At 60.2% G+C, this 17,095-nt stretch carries 14 protein-coding genes; 8 read left to right on the forward strand and 6 right to left on the reverse strand.

What is annotated here, in order from left to right; genetic code table 11:
• Nucleotides 1–46 precede the first annotated feature (46 nt).
• The 5 genes from C7G61_RS14060 to C7G61_RS14080 all read left to right on the forward strand — a co-directional run bounded on the left by C7G61_RS14060 (nucleotide 47) and on the right by C7G61_RS14080 (nucleotide 6,035).
• Nucleotides 47–1,543: an AMP-binding protein gene (locus C7G61_RS14060; protein WP_108514888.1), complete on the forward strand. Its 1,497-nt coding sequence runs from the start codon at nucleotides 47–49 to the stop codon at nucleotides 1,541–1,543.
• On the forward strand, nucleotides 1,540–2,196 hold the full coding sequence (locus C7G61_RS14065) for a TetR/AcrR family transcriptional regulator (RefSeq protein ID WP_108514890.1): 657 nt from the start codon (nucleotides 1,540–1,542) through the stop codon (nucleotides 2,194–2,196). Before C7G61_RS14060 ends, C7G61_RS14065 begins: the two co-directional genes overlap by 4 nt.
• A complete protein-coding gene (locus C7G61_RS14070) occupies nucleotides 2,186–2,959 on the forward strand; it encodes an SDR family NAD(P)-dependent oxidoreductase (protein ID WP_190241806.1) in 774 nt (257 codons plus the stop codon). The genes C7G61_RS14065 and C7G61_RS14070 overlap by 11 nt, the downstream gene beginning before the upstream one ends.
• Nucleotides 2,960–2,972: 13 nt before the next feature.
• Entirely contained in the window at nucleotides 2,973–4,883 is a 1,911-nt protein-coding gene (locus C7G61_RS14075) for a flavin-containing monooxygenase (protein WP_108515088.1), read from the forward strand.
• A gap of 522 nt (nucleotides 4,884–5,405) precedes the next feature.
• On the forward strand, nucleotides 5,406–6,035 hold the full coding sequence (locus C7G61_RS14080) for a 2-hydroxychromene-2-carboxylate isomerase (RefSeq protein WP_108514894.1): 630 nt from the start codon (nucleotides 5,406–5,408) through the stop codon (nucleotides 6,033–6,035).
• 23 nt (nucleotides 6,036–6,058) lie between these two features.
• Here C7G61_RS14080 and C7G61_RS14085 read toward each other — a convergent pair whose 3' ends face one another.
• Complete coding sequence (locus C7G61_RS14085) at nucleotides 6,059–7,078, reverse strand: glutathione S-transferase family protein (protein WP_108514897.1); 1,020 nt, start codon at nucleotides 7,076–7,078, stop codon at nucleotides 6,059–6,061.
• Between the two features lie 211 nt (nucleotides 7,079–7,289).
• On the opposite strand from C7G61_RS14085, the gene C7G61_RS14090 reads away from it, so the two are divergent.
• Together C7G61_RS14090 and C7G61_RS14095 are read left to right on the forward strand one after the other, a co-directional pair.
• Complete coding sequence (locus C7G61_RS14090; protein WP_108514899.1) at nucleotides 7,290–8,084, forward strand: class II aldolase/adducin family protein; 795 nt, start codon at nucleotides 7,290–7,292, stop codon at nucleotides 8,082–8,084.
• Nucleotides 8,085–8,209: 125 nt separating this feature from the next.
• Nucleotides 8,210–9,151 (forward strand): GAF domain-containing protein, encoded by a 942-nt coding sequence (locus C7G61_RS14095; protein WP_108514901.1) that lies wholly within the window; start codon nucleotides 8,210–8,212, stop codon nucleotides 9,149–9,151.
• 16 nt (nucleotides 9,152–9,167) lie between these two features.
• On the opposite strand, the gene C7G61_RS14100 is transcribed toward C7G61_RS14095, so the two are convergent.
• The 4 genes from C7G61_RS14100 to C7G61_RS43890 form a co-directional block, all read right to left on the reverse strand.
• The gene (locus C7G61_RS14100) at nucleotides 9,168–10,325 is read right to left on the reverse strand and encodes an epoxide hydrolase family protein (protein WP_108514903.1); all 1,158 of its coding nucleotides are present in this window, start codon (nucleotides 10,323–10,325) and stop codon (nucleotides 9,168–9,170) included.
• Nucleotides 10,326–10,425: 100 nt separating this feature from the next.
• A complete protein-coding gene (locus C7G61_RS47380) occupies nucleotides 10,426–10,728 on the reverse strand; it encodes a CHAT domain-containing protein (RefSeq protein WP_108514906.1) in 303 nt (100 codons plus the stop codon).
• Nucleotides 10,729–11,052: 324 nt separating this feature from the next.
• Nucleotides 11,053–11,373 (reverse strand): hypothetical protein, encoded by a 321-nt coding sequence (locus C7G61_RS14110; RefSeq protein WP_145963604.1) that lies wholly within the window; start codon nucleotides 11,371–11,373, stop codon nucleotides 11,053–11,055.
• A 1,134-nt stretch (nucleotides 11,374–12,507) separates the two neighbouring features.
• Entirely contained in the window at nucleotides 12,508–12,732 is a 225-nt protein-coding gene (locus C7G61_RS43890) for a hypothetical protein (protein WP_145963605.1), read from the reverse strand.
• A 504-nt stretch (nucleotides 12,733–13,236) separates the two neighbouring features.
• Here C7G61_RS43890 and C7G61_RS14120 point away from each other — a divergent pair.
• Nucleotides 13,237–15,843 carry an NfrA family protein gene (locus C7G61_RS14120; protein ID WP_108514913.1) on the forward strand — a complete coding sequence of 869 codons (2,607 nt, stop codon included), beginning with the start codon at nucleotides 13,237–13,239 and terminating at the stop codon, nucleotides 15,841–15,843.
• 189 nt (nucleotides 15,844–16,032) lie between these two features.
• Here the strand turns inward: C7G61_RS14120 and C7G61_RS14125 are convergent, their stop codons facing one another.
• Nucleotides 16,033–16,920: a PEP-CTERM sorting domain-containing protein gene (locus C7G61_RS14125; protein ID WP_108514915.1), complete on the reverse strand. Its 888-nt coding sequence runs from the start codon at nucleotides 16,918–16,920 to the stop codon at nucleotides 16,033–16,035.
• Nucleotides 16,921–17,095: the final 175 nt, after the last annotated feature.

A 17,095-nucleotide genomic window follows, 5' to 3' on the forward strand; every position in this document is an offset into this window, starting at 1 on the left:
TCATCTAGGGAGAGACGGGGCCGGAAACCGGCTTTTTGGGCGGATAATGATCAATCTATCCAGCTTCATCGCGTTTCACGCCCGGCGGACGCCGGATCGCTGTGCGCTGAAATACCGCGGCGAGGATGTCTCCTATGCCGAGTTCGACGCCCGCATACGTCGGGTTGGCGGATGGCTCGCCGCACGCGGCGTCGGCCCCGGCGACGTCGTCGCGATGCTGATGAAGAACAGCACGGCGTTTCTCGAGCTCGTCTTTGCGACCAGCCATATCGGCGCGGTGTTTCTGCCCATCAACTACCGTCTGTCCGCCGACGAAGTCGGCTACATCGTCGGCAATTCCGGTGCGCGCATCCTGATCGCGGATGACGAACTCGCGGACATCGCTGCAGGCGGCGCTCCGGTGGTGCTGCTGGACGAGGCCGCGCAATCCAGCGCCACACGGCTGGCACCCGACATCGCCCCTGCCCCGATGCACGTCCGCCAACCGCGCGATCTGATGCGGCTGATGTACACGTCAGGCACGACGGATCGCCCCAAGGGCGTGATGCTCACTTACGAAAACCTCTACTGGAAGTCGGCCGACCAGACGCTCGTACTCGGGTTGAACGCCGACACGCGATTACTGGTGGTCGGTCCGCTCTATCATGTCGGCGCGCTCGATCTGCCGGGGATCGCGGTGCTCTGGCACGGCGGCATGCTTTCCATCCACCGTAACTTCGAGCCCGAGCAGGCGCTTGCCGCGATCGAGACGGAGAAACTCAACGCCGCCTGGTTCGCACCCGTGATGACGACCGCGATCCTCACCTGCCCGAGCCGCGACCGTTACGATGTATCGAGCCTGCGATGGACGATCGGTGGCGGCGAGAAGACGCCGGAAATGCGCATCCGCGCTTTCTCCGACTACTTCAAGAACGCCCGCTACATCGACGCCTACGGCCTGACCGAGACATGCGGCGGCGACACCTTCATGGAAGCCGGCCGCGAGATCGAGAAGATCGGCTCGACCGGCCGCGCCATCGCCCATGTCGAAATCGAAATCCGCGACGATGCCGGCAATCGACTGCCGGCCGGCGAGAACGGCGAAATCTGCCTGCGCGGACCGAAGATCACGCAGGGCTACTGGAAGGATCCCGAGAAAACCGCGGCGGCCTTCTTCGGCGACTGGTTTCGTACCGGAGACGTCGGCTATCTCGATGAGGACGGCTTTCTCTATTTGACCGACCGCAAGAAGGACATGATCATTTCCGGCGGCGAGAATATCGCCTCCTCCGAGGTGGAGCGTGTCATCTACGAACTACCGCAGGTGCGCGAAGTCGCCGTCATAGGCCTATCCGACGAGCGCTGGGGCGAAAAGCCGGTGGCGGTCGTGGTGCTAAGCGACGGCGCCACGCTGGAATTGCCGGATCTCGCCGATCACTGCCGCGCGCGCCTCGCAGGTTTCAAGGTGCCGAAGCAACTCATCATCCGCGAAAGCCTGCCGCGCAATCCTTCGGGCAAGGTGCTCAAGCGCGTGCTGCGCGCCGAACTGGAAACTCACGCATGACGCAATCATCGCAAGCCGCACCGGGCAAGGTGACAAAACTCAACCGGGCCGAGCGCAACGCCTGGACCAAGCGCAAGATCTTCGACGCCGCCACCAAGGTCGTCGGCAAAGTGGGTTACGCCGAGGCTTCGGTTGCCCGCATTACCGAGGAGGCCGGTGTCGCGCAGGGAACGTTCTACAATCATTTCGAGAACCGTCAGGAACTGCTCGATCAATTGCTGCCGAAGGTCGGCACCGATATGGTTCACTTCATCCGCGAGCGCACCGGAAGCGCACATGCGGCAAGGCAGGAAATCGAACGCTTCAGCGCCTTCTTCGATTTCATCCGCGAGGTGCCGGAGTTCCTGCGCATCCTCAACGAAGCCGAATATTTCGCGCCGATCGGCTATCAGAAGCATCTCGACAATATCGCCACCGCCTATGTCCGCATCCTCCGGCGCGCGCGTCAGGCCGGCGCGATCATCGATTATAGCGACGAGGAGTTCGAAGCCATCGTTCACATCTTGATGGGCGCGCGCGGCTATCTGAGCCGCCGCTACTCCTACGTTGGCGGCAGCGTCACGGCAGCGCCCGGGCATGTCATCTCCGCCTACCGAAAGCTGGTTACGCGCGGCCTGTTCACACCGGAAAAAGGCAACAACCATGACCGCTGAGTGTATCGTCCTCGTCACCGGCGGCAGCCGCGGCATCGGCGCCGCCACTGCGACGCTGCTGGCCGAACAGGGCCGGCACGTGGTGATATCGGACATCGCACCGGAACCATTGACTGGAACGCAAGTCGTCCTGTGGCCGGCGCCTTTCGACGTTGCCAACGAAAGCGCCGTCGTCAGCGGCATCGCCGACATCGAGGCCGCGCACGGACCAATTGCGGGACTGGTCAACGCCGCCGGCGTCTTCGGCAAGATGCACCCGATCGAGCGCGTGCGAATGGATCAATGGGACCGCGAGATCAATATCGATCTGCGCGGCACGTTTCTGGTCGCGCGCAGCGTCGGCGTGAAGATGGCCGCGCGAAGGCTCGGCGCGATCGTCAATGTCGCCTCCGTTGCCGGCATGACGTCAGGACCGATCCATGCCTACACGGCAGCGAAAGCCGGCGTCATTCAGATCACGCAGACGCTGGCCGCCGAATGGGGCCGCAGTGGCGTGCGCGTCAATGCTGTCTCGCCGGGCTTTACGCGCACCGCCATGCTGGAAGCCGGCATCGCCTCTGGGGCGCTGAACAGGAAATGGCTGGAAAGTCCGACCGCGATGAACCGGCTGGTCGAGCCGATCGAGGTCGCACAGGCCATCGCGTGGCTGCTCTCGCCGATGAGTAGCGGCGTCACCGGAATCAATCTGCCCGTAGACGCCGGATATATCGCAGGCAGCACCTGGGCCGCCTATGGCGGCCTGCGCGAAGCGCCGAACGCGTAATGAGGAAATGAGCATGAACATCGAAGTATCGCGCAAGAAGCTCGATCTGTCGTCGGCCATCGCGGAGGGTGACATCCGCGTGCTGCTGATGGTTCTGGTGCATATGACGGGAGATGAGCGCTGGCTGGAACCGCCCTACAAGCCGAAGCGCGACGTGCGGCTGATTCCGGATCCGCAAGCCGGCGTTCCGCCGGAAATCCAGGCCGAAATCCGCGCCGCCGTGCTGACGTTGTTCGAAAACGGCGAGCCGAACCCTGTCATCACCGACCCCGGCGACGAGCTGATGCTGAAGATGATGCGCGCGACACTCGGCGAGAACGTTACGCCGGAATATGCGCCATTGATGCGCGAAGAAATGGGTTTTATCCCCCGAGAGGCACGCTGGACCAAACCTCCTTCCGGCGACAAGCTGGCGCAGCAACATGTCTTGATCGTCGGCGCTGGCGTCTGTGCCATCGCGCTGGGCGTCGCCCTTGGCCGCCTCGGCATCCCCTACACCATCGTCGAGAAGAATGCCGAACTTGGCGGCACCTGGTATGTCAACCGTTACCCCGGTTGCGGCGTCGACACGCCGAACCATTCCTATTCCTTCTCGTTCGGCGCGCGCAACCCGTGGACGCGTTATTTCGCCCAGCGCCAGGAGTTGCTCGACTACCTCAAGAAGGTCGCGCTCGAATACGACATCCGCAAACATCTCCGCCTCAACACCGAGCTGAAATCGTCGCACTGGGACGAGAACAAGCGGCGCTGGATCTCCACGTTAAAGACCGCCGATGGCGAGGAGACCTTTGAGTCGACCACGCTGGTCAGCGCGATCGGCCAGCTCAACGACCCCGCGCCCGCGCACTTCAAGGGCGAGGAGGATTTCAAGGGTGAGATGCTGCATTCAGCCTTGTGGACCGACGACATCAAGCTCGACGGCAAACATATCGCCGTGATCGGCACCGGTGCAACCGCGATGCAACTGGTGCCCTCGATCGCCGACCGCGTCGCGTCGGTCACCGTCTACCAACGCACCGCGCAATGGGCGCGCCCCGTGGCAGGCTATTCCGATCCCATCGCCGAAGGCGCACGGTGGCTGCTCGCGCATTTGCCGTTTTACGTGCAGTGGTATCGCTTCAACATGTTCTGGCGCTACGGCGACGGCCTATTGCCGTTCCTGCGCAAGGACCCGGAATGGCCGCATCCCGACCGCGCCGTGAACAAGGGCAACGACCGGCATCGCGAGGAACTGACGGACTTCATTCTGTCCGAATTGAAGGACCGCCCTGATCTCATCGAGAAATGCGTGCCGACCTATCCGCCCTACGGCAAGCGCATCCTGCTCGACAATAACTGGTTCAAGACGCTGACGAAGCCGAATGTCGAACTGGTCACCGACAAGATCGACCATTTCGCAAAGGACGGCATCGTTGCTTCGAACGGCAAATTGCGGCCGGCCGACGTCATCGTGATTTCGACAGGATTCAAGGTCACGGAGATGGCGGCACGTCTCAACATCAGTGGGCGTGACGGCAGGAATCTCAGGACGGCGTGGGCCAACGACAACCCGACAGCCTATCTCGGTCTCACCGTGCCGGACTTTCCGAACTTCTTCGTGATGCTCGGTCCCAATTCAGGCCCCGCGCATGGCGGCAGTGTGATCTTCCAGTCGGAATGCCAGAGCCGCTACATCTCGACTTGCCTCGTCGAAATGATGGAGCGTGACATCGCCGCCATCGATGTTCGCCCGGAGGCGCACGATCAATACATCCAGAAAGTAGACGCCGAACATGAGCAATTGATCTGGACCCACCCAGGCATGACTACGTATTACCGCAACAGCCAAGGCCGGGTGTTTTCGGCGATGCCGTGGCGGTTTGTGGATTATTGGGCGATGACCCACGACCCCAACCTACAGGACTACCGCCAGACGAACCTCTGACCTTGTTCCCGGGAACCGCACTCGCAATGTGACTTTAGGATGCTTGACACCAGCCGGCATCTGCCGCAGCATTTCGATGCTGCACCTGTTGGAGTCAGGGAGCGGGTGGCTCCCCACTTCACAGGCATTGGCGCCCCGGTGAGATGATCGAGACGACACGCAGCGGAAGCGGACGAAAGTCCGTCGGCCACTCTTGAGGAGGAGCATGACGCCACCGGATCAGTCTGGTGACCTTGCTCATCGCAAGGTCCAGGTGCGGTCGAGGTCATAAGCAGCTGCCAGCCTCATTGCACCTTTCGACAACTCGAACATATCCGCTGGACTGGAGCGCAAAGGCCACGCGCTGCCGGATCCTGAGACAATACTGGTGCCTACCAGAAATCCTTCGCTAAAACGAAGATGCAGGGCCCCGCGATGCTTGAATGCACCGGGGCCCATTCGTTTTGCAGTGGCAACCCGCGTCGCATGGTTCCATGCTCTGTTTGGATCGGGGATACTGACCTGATCGAACAAGGACACGCCATGGATAGGCCGCGCGTACGAATCTACACCGACTACAAGAGCCCCTATGCGTTCGTCGCCAACAAGCGGCTGTTCGAACTCGAGGACGCTCAAGGCGTCGAACTCGAATGGCTGCCCTACACGCTGCGCATTCCAGAATTCATGGGCACGGTGGAAGAGCGCACGCCGCATTTCTGGCGCAAGGTGCGGTACTCCTATATGGACGCGCGCCGCTTTGCCAATGCGCAGGGCCTCACCATGAAGGGGCCGCGGCGCATTTACGACGCCTTCTATTCCAGCGCCGGCATGCTGTTCGCGCAGCGCCATGGCTTGTTCCGACCCTATCACGACACGGTATTCCGTCGCTTCTGGAGTCATGATCTCGAAATCGACGAGCTGTCGGACATTTCGGGCGTGATCGGATCGATCGGCGGCTCGGCCGAGGCGTTCGAGGCCTACGTCCACGGCCCGGCGCGGGCCGAGCACGACCGCATCATCGATGAAGCGGAAGCGCTCGGTGTGTTCGGCGTGCCGACGATGGTCTTCAACAGCGAATTGTTCTGGGGCGGCGATCGCATCGACATGCTGATCGAGCGCATCAGGAATCCGGGATCGATCGCAACGGCGCTGGGCAGCCGGCATCGCAAGTAAAAAATTTCCGAAATGCTGAACACCTAGCCGACGGCCAAATGCGGCCAGCACCCGGTGCGCTCCAGCACCGGCCGCAACGCAGCCCGGCTCTCAGCATCGAGGGCGGCGAACTTGTCACGAAGTTGTTGCAGGCACTTCACCTGATATTTGAATGGCGCCAGCGCATAAGGCATGCCCCAAACATTCATCTCCAGCCGCTCAAGGCCTTTGGTAAACGCTTCGGCGTTGGCGACCAGGAACGGCAGATAGACCTCGCCGGCAATTCGCAATAGCGCCTCGGCCATACCGCCGAACACCTGCTCGCGCGAATGCCAATCGCCCTCGACGCCGGAGGCATCGTCCAGCCGCCGCACCCAGTGATCGGTGAACGGCGCCTTCGTACGCATGATCTGCATCGGCGTCGGGTCGGTCGCCATCTCGCTGAGCTGGCCGAACCAGGCGAAGTCGGCGAGCGACGGCCGGCTTCCGAACAGATAATTGGACATACCAACATGCGGCTCGAATGCCGCCAGCATCCGCAAGTAACTCTCTTCCAGCAGCGGCTTGTTTTCCGCCGTCGCGCCGAGAATGGCCATGCGTGAAATCTGCCGCTGCCGGAATTGCTCGATTTGCTCTGCGCTGCCGGTCTCAGCCTCCGACACCGACCACTCCTCGCCGGCCCAGCGCGCGACATAGGCCTGATCTTCCGGATCCCACCAGCGATAGAGAAACAGCGGCTTCACCGCCCATTCGTCGGCGAGGTCTTCCAGGAGATCGCAGACAAACGCGACCGCCTTGTCATCGGGAATGACGGAGCGTTCCTTGTGACGGCTCTCCAGGTCGTAAGCCAGCGTCGTAGTCTCGCCGCGGTAGGTCCCGTCAGGATACTGTAGCACCGGAATCAGGTTGGGCCGCAAATGCTCGGTCGCCTTGCGCAGCGCCTTGGTCATGATGACCCAATCGAACGGAATTCTCCGGTAGCGCAATAGCGCGCGCAGCTTGATGGCGTAAGGCGACGCGGTCGAGCCGATCAGCCGGTAGCGTCCTTCGGTCATGGCATTCATTGTTCGTCTCGCGGCAAGTCAGGCGGGAATACTCCGCTATCATAGGGAAAGTACCCCATGAGATCGACGTCCCGCCCGCATTCGAATTTCACCCGCCAGACCTGCAATAACGCCTGCAGTGCTCGCCTTGCAGCGCAGCGAAATTTACCGTTATTCTGATCGCCAATGACCCGGCCCGCCCTGCCCAATAATTCAACCGTGGAGAAACGCCATGAACCCTCCCGTCAATTCGCCCGCCATCAAGGTCGTGAAATCGGTTCGCGAACAGGTGAGCGCGGAGGAGTGGCAGGCGCGGGTCGATCTTGCGGCCTGCTACCGTCTCACCGCGATGTACGGGATGACCGAGATGGTCGCCAACCACATCTCCTGCCGGGTGCCGGGGACAACCGACCAGTTCCTGATCAATGCTTACGGCATGCTCTATGAGGAAATCGACGCTTCCAGCCTGATCAAGATCGATGTCGATGGCAACACGCTGCTCAACGCCTCCGACTATGACGTCAACGTCGCCGGCTTCGTGATTCACAGCGCCATCCACATGGCCAAGCACGACATGGATTGCGTGGCGCATACGCACACGCCGGCCGGCATGGCGGTCTCGGCGATGGAATGCGGTTTGCTGCCGCTGGCACAGACCTCGATGCGGTTTCTGCACATCGCCTATCACGATTTTGAAGGCATCGCCGACAATGTCGACGAGCGCGAACGGCTGGTGCGGGACCTCGGCGACAACGAAGCCATGATCCTGCGCAACCACGGCCTGCTGGTCGTCGGCCGCACCGTGCCGGCAGCCTTCAATGTGCTGTTCCGCCTCGAGCGCGCCTGCCAGGTGCAGGTGATGGCGTTGTCCTGCAACACCAAGCTGATCTATCCGCCGCAGAACATCCTCGAGGACACCTATGAGCGGATGCAGCCGAAGCCCGGCCGCAGTACCCGTAACGGTAACCTTGCCTGGCCGGCCCTGCTGCGCAAGCTCGACCGCACCGATCCGTCTTATCGAGACTGACTGAGCCGCTGCTGGGTGCGCCGGAACTCCGCACGAACTTTGGGCGCAGCCTGCCTGTAATTTGATCGCACATATCGTCGCGAAATCGCCGATGCTGAGGTCAGGCGTAGCGACGGGTGCGTCCGATGAAGACATTCATTCGCGTGGTTGAACTATGGGTGCCCGACCGAACGCGCACGCGCCTGGAGTTCGGCGGCTGTCTTTGCAGCGAAGAGTACGCGGAATTCAAGGCCGTCAGCGAAAACGCGCTGTTCGCCTATGACGAAGGGCTTCCGGGCAAAGCCTGGGCCTCCGGCCATCCCGTCATCCTCACCGAATTCGCAAACTCCTACTTCAAGCGCACGGATGAGGCGATCGAAGCCGGATTGACCTGCGGCGTTGCGCTGCCGGTCTTTGCCGGCGAATTCCTGATGGCCGTGATGGTGCTGTTCTGCGGCGACGACGAAAAGCACGTCGGTGCCATCGAACTCTGGCACAACGATCCGGAGAAATCCCACGAGATGGGCCTGGTCGACGGCTATTATGGCACCGCCGACATGTTCGAATTCAATTCGCGGCACACCAAGTTCCCGCGCGGATTCGGCCTGCCCGGCCGCGCCTGGAAAGCCGGCATGCCGCTCATCATCAAGGATCTGCACAACGCCAAGAGTTTTCTGCGCTGGGAGGAAGCGAGCGAAATCGGGATCAATTGCGGCGTCGGCATTCCCTACGTGACGCCGCCGGATCAAACCTGGGTCATGACGTTCCTGTCTGCGCAGGCAACGCCGATCGCCAGACGCTTTGAGATCTGGGCGCCGAACCCGGCGCGAACGGAACTGGTGTTTCAGTCCGGCGATTGCAGCAAGAATGCCGACCTGACCTCGCTTTATGCCTCAAAGACGATCCGCAAGGGCGAAGGCAGCATCGGCGGCGCCTGGGCAACGGGCATGCCCGCCATCAACGAACATCTGAAGGTCGATGAATCGATCGCGGCGCAGCTTGCGCGCGCGGCCGGCATGAACCAGATCGTTGTGCTCCCAGTGATCGAAAACGCGCTGCTCAAGGCCGTGCTCGCCTGGTATCTCTGAACGGCCGTTCAACTGGTCAGGAAACAGGCGGCTCCCGCAGTGTCCTGAAATAGTTCCGCACCTCCTGCACGAACAGATCGGGCTGTTCGAATGCCGCGAAGTGACCGCCCTTCGGCATTTCACTCCAGTGCTGGATATTCGTGTAGCTCGCTTCCATCCACTTTCGCACCGGCGTGACAATCTCCTTGGGGAAGACGGCCACGCCCGTCGGTATCGTCACCTTGAACGGCGCGCGGCGCTTAGGCCCGAAACTCTCCCAGTACAGGCGAGCCGACGAGGCGGCGGTCGCCGTCACCCAATAGAGCATCACATTGTCGAGCAGCTCATCGCGGCCAAGGATGTTCTCCGGGTGGCCGTCGCAATCGGTCCAGGCCCAGAACTTTTCCAGAATCCACGCGGCCTGCCCGCTCGGCGAATCCGTCAAGGCGTAACCGAGTGTCTGTGGCCGGGTCGATTGCTGCTTCGAATATCCGGAATCCCAATCGACGTAATGCTGAATGCCGTTCAGCGCCCGCGCTTCCTCGGACGTCGGCTGCCCTTCCACGTTGGGCCGCGTCGACATCGCCAGCGTGACGTGAATGCCAGCGCAATGTTCGGTGTCCTGCGCGCCGATCGCGGTCGTGATCGCCGATCCCCAGTCGCCGCCCTGCGCGCCATAGCGCTGATATCCAAGGCGATCCATCAACACCGCCCAGCTTGACGCGATGCGACCGACGCCCCAGCCGGTTGTCTTCGGTTTCTCCGAGAAGCCAAAGCCCGGCAGCGACGGGCAAACGACGTGAAACGCGTCGGCGGCGTTGCCGCCATGCGCGGTCGGATCAGTCAAGGGCTCGATCACCTTGTGAAACTCGACCACCGAACCCGGCCAGCCATGCGTGATGACCAGTGGCATCGCTTCCGGGTGCGGCGAACGGACGTGCAGGAAATGAATGTCGAGCCCGTCGATTTCGGTGGTGAACTGCGCAAAGCGATTGAGCCGCGCCTCGCGCCCGCGCCAATCGTACTCTTCCGCCCAATAGCGGCAGATGTCCCTGATCCATTTCAGTGGCGCGCCCTGGCTCCAGTCCTCGACCAGTTCGGCTTCCGGCCAGCGCGTGTTGCGCAGCCGCGATTTGAGATCGTGAAGCACGTCTTCGGCGATCGAAATGCGATAGGGTTTGATTTCAGCGCGCATGAAAGACCCTTTTCAAAGCCCAGCCGGAGTTGCCGGGACGGATTTCACAGGCGGAAATCATCGTCGCACGCGAGGCCGATATCAAGGGAAGTGTGGCACGCTACGGGCTGCCATTTCCCACGAGCACAAATGGCGCCCATGCGCTCGGGTGCGTATAATCGCCACCCCTGGCGATCAAGGCCGAGAGCGAGCGGCGAAGCCCTTCAGCGCGGCCGATATCGGGATGAGACTTCATCGCATCGATTGCGCCGGTCGTGATGGCAACAGCGGCGTCTGAGCGAACAGGCCAGTGTGAGACCAACAGCGCACGTGCGCCTGCATAGAAGAACGCTCCCGCAAGGCCGGAGAATGCCTCCGAGTTCGATGAATCACCGCCGGCCGTGTTGCAGGCTGAAAGCACCATCGGCGTTGAGTTTGAACCCCGAAATCTCCGATGATGAGAGGTAGCCGTCGTCGAGGTGCAGCTTTTTGGAAAATGTCCTGCGGATCAATCGTACCGGTTTCACGCCGGTAGCGACCTCGCCAATATGCGACGAACGCGCTCGGACGAAAGCGCAAGAAAATCAACGAGACTTGGTTTCGAATTGGTCCGGCCCATCGCTGCGGACAGCAAAGCAGCGCGTCGATCTTGGACGCAACTTCACACGAGCGTTGAGTCTGCCAGAAGATGGCGCAAGCTATCAATCGCGCAGGCAATGCTCTCAATCGCGGGATCGAGCAGCCGCCCTCATCGCATCCTGTCTTTCAAATGCAGGAAAAACTTACAGCAGCAAAAAGCGCATATCAGCGCCGGCAGAAACATGACTGCGGCGAGCAGCAAAGGCGACATGCTCGATGAAGGGGCGATCCATCTTTCAAACGACCAGCCCAAAGCGAGATCAATGGAAACAACCAGCAACGCGAGGGCAAGCAGCGGCAAAAAAAGCCCTGTAAGCATTGAACGCCAGCTCGGTGCAGCTGCCGACCAATCGATGCCATCGAATTCCTGATCGGGATCGCTTGGCCCGACCTCGCGAGGACGCAGAGGCCACGGGGCTGCATCATTCATTTTAATAACCATGACAATTGAACAGCGTGATTATCTTTAAAACCAATACTGGCGGACCAATATCGGCAACCTCTCGCAAGTCTATAGCAGCGATTTGATACCGTTTGTAGGGCGAAACAGGCTTAATTTGGGTTCCACACAAATCTGCCTGTGGAGATATAATCGCGGCCTGGCGATTTAAGCCGCTTGCATTAATCGCTTGATGGTGACGCCCGGCTTAGCAGGTTCAACAAACGAAGCTCCGAGGCCGCGCTTCACGTGCCTCGACGATGATGAACGATTTCGAATCTGGTGCGTTGTGCCCGGCCAATCAGCGATCTGCAGCCGGTCGAGTGCGCGAGGATGGTTATTCGTATTCTGTTCGTTTCATGGGCCGTCTTCCTGCTGGCCTCGCAACTCATTTGCGGCTGCGCCACATTCCTGCATTGGCTTTCGGCAGGCTAACGGACCCACGCCGCAGCGATGTCCGGCAGATAAGATCAGTTACCAGGGCCACCAGCTGTAACGATACCGCGGATTACCGTAGTTGCCAGGTCCAGCGTACGGTCCATAGAAATTCTTGTCGCCATAGACCCACCTGGCGACGGGCCGTCGCACATTCGGTCGATAGCAGTTTCCCGCCTCGTCACAGATGACCTTCGCGGCCGTGATCAACGAATCCGGGGCAGGCTGGCTATGGCTCAGAAGCGGCGCCGCATCGGCATGGGTTGCAATCAAAAGGCCGGCCACCAGCACGGACGCAAAGATCGTTCGCATGTTTCTTCCCTCGCGCGAATTTACTAGCTGCTTCGAAAATACAGATACTCGAAAATACAAGACCGAAGGCTAACCGCCGGTGATGACCTCCGCCTCACCGGGTTGCGGCCGGCTCCTTGGGAACGACGTACCCAGCCCATGGATGGCCAAACCGGAGCCTGCCCAATCGAGCCTACCCCGCTTGACCGGACGCTGACTAGGGCCTTCCACGCGTATTTTTCCGCGATTATCTGGGGTTCGCGCGGCAAATTTGCGTTCGCGAGTTCAGCCGCCATGCCGTCAACAGCCGACAATCACATCGGGCTATCAGGCTTCCGGCAAGGCCGATCCCGCCGCTGAAAACAGAGCGCAAGTCAAACCCGTCGCCGGCCATTTCCACTAAACCGGATGCCGAATGCCCGCCTGAATTGACGTGTCGCGCAGCGACTGAAGCGTTCCTCGCGGAGAGCCGCACCGCCCACATTTCAGAATCGAACACGGGTCCGGCTGGGCCTCGATCGGCAACGCAACCGTCAGGCTGCCGCATTGTTCGCAAACCAGCTTGAAGGTTTGCCTGTCCATCAGGGTGACGTGCGCTTCAACACCCATATCGAATCCACCCATCGGAAATGCATCAATCTGAAATAATGCACGGTTAAAAATCAACAGGTCGAGAGCCGGCCCGTGCGCCGCCCAGAGCCCAACAAATCCAGATTCCCGCTGGGTTCTGCAACGGCTGAACGCATTTAACCCTAACAGGGGCGGGTGATGGCATAGCAGCTTGTCGAGCTGTCCGCGCGACTATGTGCCGCTGAAGCCAGGGCACGATCGCAGCTTCAAAATAGCCTGACGATGTCGGGGAATTGTGCGCCTAAAGCCTTATCGGCCTGGCGGCTAGAACGGTACTGTGCTGGCCCTGCCCAACTAGAAAAATGGTTAACCCGAGCAGCGTGATGCGTTGCTCGGACATTGCGCAGCAAAAACGTCACATCCCCTAAAAAAGTGAGAAAAATGAATGACATCAAGGCCTGTTGCACCAATAAAAACCTGAATCTCAGTTCCGCTGAATCACCGCCCGGGCTACAGTTTAGCGTCAAAATTTAACGGGATTGGCGTAGCGCTGGTTGCATGGGCAATTGGGGCGGAAAATACCTGAACCAGACGGCATTTCGGGCGGCGCTGGGGGCGCTTTTGCTCGCCGTGGTTTTGTGCGCGGGCGCCAGTGCCCAGGTCGCTGATAACGGTCCTCCGCTGGAGGGCGACGCCTATACGGCGGCGGAGAGCGCCTACAAGGCGTTCGGCCAGGGCGACTACAAGGCCTCAGCAACAAGCGCCGCAGAGGCTGTGGCGCTCCGTCCTGATCTCCTGCGGCTGCACCTTCTCCTGATCGATTCCCTGGTCGCTGCAGGCGACCTCACCCGGGCCGAGCAGGCAACAAAGACCGCATCGGCGGCGTTTGCGGGCAACCAGGAGCTCGAAGGGCGGCAAGCCAATATTCGCCAACGCCTCGCCCAGCGGCCGGCCGGTGAAGGCTACAAGGCGCTTGAGAAGGGCGATGCCAAGGCGGCGATCCGGGCGGCGCGCAGCGCGGTCGAATATGCCCCGGACTCGATGTCCTATCGCCTGTTGTTGCTGAGCGCCCAGCTCGCGGACAATGATTTGCCCGGCGCACTGACGACTGCCACCGAAGCCATAGCGCTCGATCGGGCAGACTATGTCCCCCTGGCGTGGCGCGGCCACATCAACCAGCGATTGGGAAAGCGCGCCGACGCCGTTTCTGACTTTAGCGCCGCTCTCGCGATCCCGGGCCTGACCGAGGCTCAGCAAAAGAATATCCGCCTGATCGCCGCGGATGCAGCTCTTGCATCGGGGGACTTCAACGCCGCGATAGAGTTGTTAGGCAGCTATTCGCGAACCGATCCCAAGGTCATCACCCGACTGACCGACGCCGAAGGCGCACGCCAACGCATCGGGGTGCTGCAGATCAACGGCAGTCGCGTGCCGGCGCCGATACAGAATTGTTTAGCCAATACCAGTGGCGTTCGCTGCGAGCTCGAGGCACCTCTGGTTTCGAGTATTCTGACTCCCGTTGCATCCGCTGAACAGAAAGCTGCAGCAGAACTCTATGAGGCGAAAGAACGCGCCTATCGGGCCGAACGAGACAAGGACTACAAGTTAGCCGTCGCTGAGGCGCACAAAGCCGTGGAGCTTGAGCCCGATGCCGTTGCGACCCGGCTTCTGCTTGTCAACATCCTGATGGTTGCTGGCCGCCCCGGAGAGGCCGAGACAGAGGCCACCAAGGCAATCAATGCGGGGCATGCGAGCGCTGAAATCTACGCGCAACGCGGATATGCGAGGAGCAAGCTCAAGAATTTCAACGGTGCGATGTCGGACTGGGAAACCGCCCTGAAGCAGGGCCTTCCTTCCGGTCAAGTTCGCAACATCAGGCTTTCGCTCGCCGATGCCGCCTTGACTGCCAAAGCGCCGCTCCGGGCGTTGCGCGCGCTGCAGACATTGGCCGTCAGCTACGATACGGCGATCCGGAAGGCCTATGCGCTACAGGCGCTCGGACGAAAGGAAGAAGCGCTTCCCGAGTTCAGGACAGCCGAACGGCTGGCAACCACCGCGGTCCAGAGAGACGGCGCGTTGCGGGCGCAGATCAACACGTTGGTCGAGCTGGATCGCAGACCAGAAGCACGTGTCCTGTTCGATCACGCGATGGCCCATGGCAAACTGACTTCCATCCGCGACGCTGACGTTGGCTACCTGGCGGTTGCGGTCGGCAATGATGAAGTCGCGCTGGCGCGCTTCGATCGCGCGCATGCCCATGGACAATTGCCGGCTCGGGCCACGATCGATGCGGGATATACCGCTATGCGTCGCTTCGAAAATCCAAAGGCCATCGCCTACCTGATGGAAGGGATCGACGCCAAGGCAGACGGACGGATCAATATTGACGATCAGAAGCTGTTCGAGACGCGACGGACGGTTTCAGACCTCGCCCGCGTATGGGGCATCAACAGTTCGGTTACATACGGCAAAGTTGGTTCGGCGCCCAATCCGTTCCTGACGATAACGGCGCCCAGCAGTTACACGTCGCAACTGGGAACCGAGTTCTATTATCGCCCGGAAGGGTTCGGATACAGGAATGGCGCGATATTCGAGCTGTTCGGTCGCCTTTTCGAAACCCTCTATGACCAGTCCGGTGGGCCGACGGGCGGGCGCACGACACAGGGCATGGTGGGCGCCCGCTGGAAGCCGTTCTCGCAAGCCAACCTGGTCTTTGAAGTCGACAAGCTGATTGCGCTTGGCGATGCGGCGCGCGATGACACGCTGTTGCGCGCGCTCTACTCCTACACGGTCGGCACGGATCTGCGTGTTTTGGATGCGAGCTGGCCGACCTGGTATGTCTACGCGGAGGTGGATCGCTTCCTCGAGAAGCGACAGCTGGTCGCGATCATGGAAGGCCGCTTCGGACGAAGCTTCCGGCTCGATCCCATCAGCAGCAAACTGGTATTCTTCCCGCACGCCGTGCTGGCCGCAAACTACGACGATTCATTCGCAAACCGTTCGGCCTACTCGGCCGGCGCGGGTGTCTCGTTACGCTACTGGTTCGGCGAGACGAAATACATGGCGCCGCCCTCGTACTGGGAGCTGACGCTGCAGTATCGCTGGCGCCTCGCGGGTGATCAGCGGGCTCAGGGTATTTTCGCGCAGACGTCGATCAATTATTGAACGGGCACATCTGCACTAGCTTGATGCTACCGCTTCGACCAATCAAAATGGTGGTGGCTGAGCGTCTCATTCCTCAGTGGATGTGAAACGCTCGGATGAGACCGAACAATTCAGCCAGCTCTGCTATCCAAAACAAAAGCCACCTCTCGGTGGCTTTCATCATTTGAGCATTGTTGCGCAGAGATCAAATCACGCTAGTGCTGGAACACGCTTGGCGTTACGCCGATACATGCCAAAACCAAGCCCCGCAAATCCAAGGATCATCATGACCCAGGTGGACGGCTCTGGTATGGCGGCGGTGAACTGCACTTCGCTCAGCAGTATCCAGGGCTGCAGATTGGGATCGTATGCACTGTTCTTGAAATCGTTGACGTTATCGAGGAAGCAACTGGCGGGGTCGGAGTTGTCGCAACCGTATCCGACGACATGATTGTTGTAGTAGTTGATGCCATCCAGCAGCAAAGGCCCCCTATTCAGGGTCAAGCTGAAAGTGTCACTGGAAAGGATGGGCGTAGAAAAAGCCAAGGTAATAACTTCAGTTCCGCTGTACTTGTCGCCCAGATAATCCGTAAATGTTGTCGTGTAGGTCGGCGTAAAAGTCGTATTGCCAAGTGTGGTGATCGATAACCCCACCGATGCCGGCTGACCAACAAGGCCCCCGAAACCGAGCGACCCCGCATACGAACTGGCGACGTACAACGTAACCGTGCTGACGCTCTTCCCCGCCTCTAGGTTAAAAATGATGGTGGGATCCTGATATTTCCAGCCGACGTAGTTTTGGGGCCCGAACGAATAATTCTGCGCCGGAATGACATTGTCGGTCAGTTTGCCGGTACCGCCTGTCAGTAAGGCTTCCTTGGGAGCCCCATTTGATGGCACGACCAATGAAGAGCCGTTGGTACTGGCTTTGGCTTGAACAGAATAGGTCGAATCGAAATAGTTGTAGTTGCCGTTTTGAATGAGCCCGTTGCCGTTGTTCATCTCGTAACTGGTGACGGTGACCAGGCCGGCCGATGCAGCCGTGGAACCCAGCAGGGTAGTTGATAGAGCAATGAGCAAACGAGACCGCAGCGACATATTAAATTCCTCAAGAGGTGATCAAATAAATCGAACACCATCGTTTATTGTTACCAACTTATTACCACGGGGAATAATTAGTGCAAAGCCGCATCTTCCGCGGCAGCGTTTATCGTTAACGGCCTGATCGCTCAGGTTGTTGCAAAAGACTGCCCGTATGCGCGCATCGGTAGTA

It is taken from the genome of Bradyrhizobium algeriense (genome assembly GCF_003062295.1).
In the GTDB taxonomy this organism is placed as follows: domain Bacteria; phylum Pseudomonadota; class Alphaproteobacteria; order Rhizobiales; family Xanthobacteraceae; genus Bradyrhizobium; species Bradyrhizobium algeriense.

What these genes read in the sequence shown, in the direction of transcription:
- C7G61_RS14060 (WP_108514888.1), top strand. Translation starts at nt 47, where the DNA reads ATGATCAATCTATCCAGCTTCATCGCGTTTCACGCCCGGCGGACGCCG.
- C7G61_RS14065 (WP_108514890.1), top strand. Translation starts at nt 1,540, where the DNA reads ATGACGCAATCATCGCAAGCCGCACCGGGCAAGGTGACAAAACTCAAC.
- C7G61_RS14070 (WP_190241806.1), top strand. Translation starts at nt 2,186, where the DNA reads ATGACCGCTGAGTGTATCGTCCTCGTCACCGGCGGCAGCCGCGGCATC.
- C7G61_RS14075 (WP_108515088.1), top strand. Translation starts at nt 2,973, where the DNA reads ATGAACATCGAAGTATCGCGCAAGAAGCTCGATCTGTCGTCGGCCATC.
- C7G61_RS14080 (WP_108514894.1), top strand. Translation starts at nt 5,406, where the DNA reads ATGGATAGGCCGCGCGTACGAATCTACACCGACTACAAGAGCCCCTAT.
- C7G61_RS14085 (WP_108514897.1), bottom strand. Translation starts at nt 7,078, where the DNA reads ATGAATGCCATGACCGAAGGACGCTACCGGCTGATCGGCTCGACCGCG.
- C7G61_RS14090 (WP_108514899.1), top strand. Translation starts at nt 7,290, where the DNA reads ATGAACCCTCCCGTCAATTCGCCCGCCATCAAGGTCGTGAAATCGGTT.
- C7G61_RS14095 (WP_108514901.1), top strand. Translation starts at nt 8,210, where the DNA reads ATGAAGACATTCATTCGCGTGGTTGAACTATGGGTGCCCGACCGAACG.
- C7G61_RS14100 (WP_108514903.1), bottom strand. Translation starts at nt 10,325, where the DNA reads ATGCGCGCTGAAATCAAACCCTATCGCATTTCGATCGCCGAAGACGTG.
- C7G61_RS47380 (WP_108514906.1), bottom strand. Translation starts at nt 10,728, where the DNA reads ATGGTGCTTTCAGCCTGCAACACGGCCGGCGGTGATTCATCGAACTCG.
- C7G61_RS14110 (WP_145963604.1), bottom strand. Translation starts at nt 11,373, where the DNA reads ATGAATGATGCAGCCCCGTGGCCTCTGCGTCCTCGCGAGGTCGGGCCA.
- C7G61_RS43890 (WP_145963605.1), bottom strand. Translation starts at nt 12,732, where the DNA reads ATGGGTGGATTCGATATGGGTGTTGAAGCGCACGTCACCCTGATGGAC.
- C7G61_RS14120 (WP_108514913.1), top strand. Translation starts at nt 13,237, where the DNA reads ATGGGCAATTGGGGCGGAAAATACCTGAACCAGACGGCATTTCGGGCG.
- C7G61_RS14125 (WP_108514915.1), bottom strand. Translation starts at nt 16,920, where the DNA reads ATGTCGCTGCGGTCTCGTTTGCTCATTGCTCTATCAACTACCCTGCTG.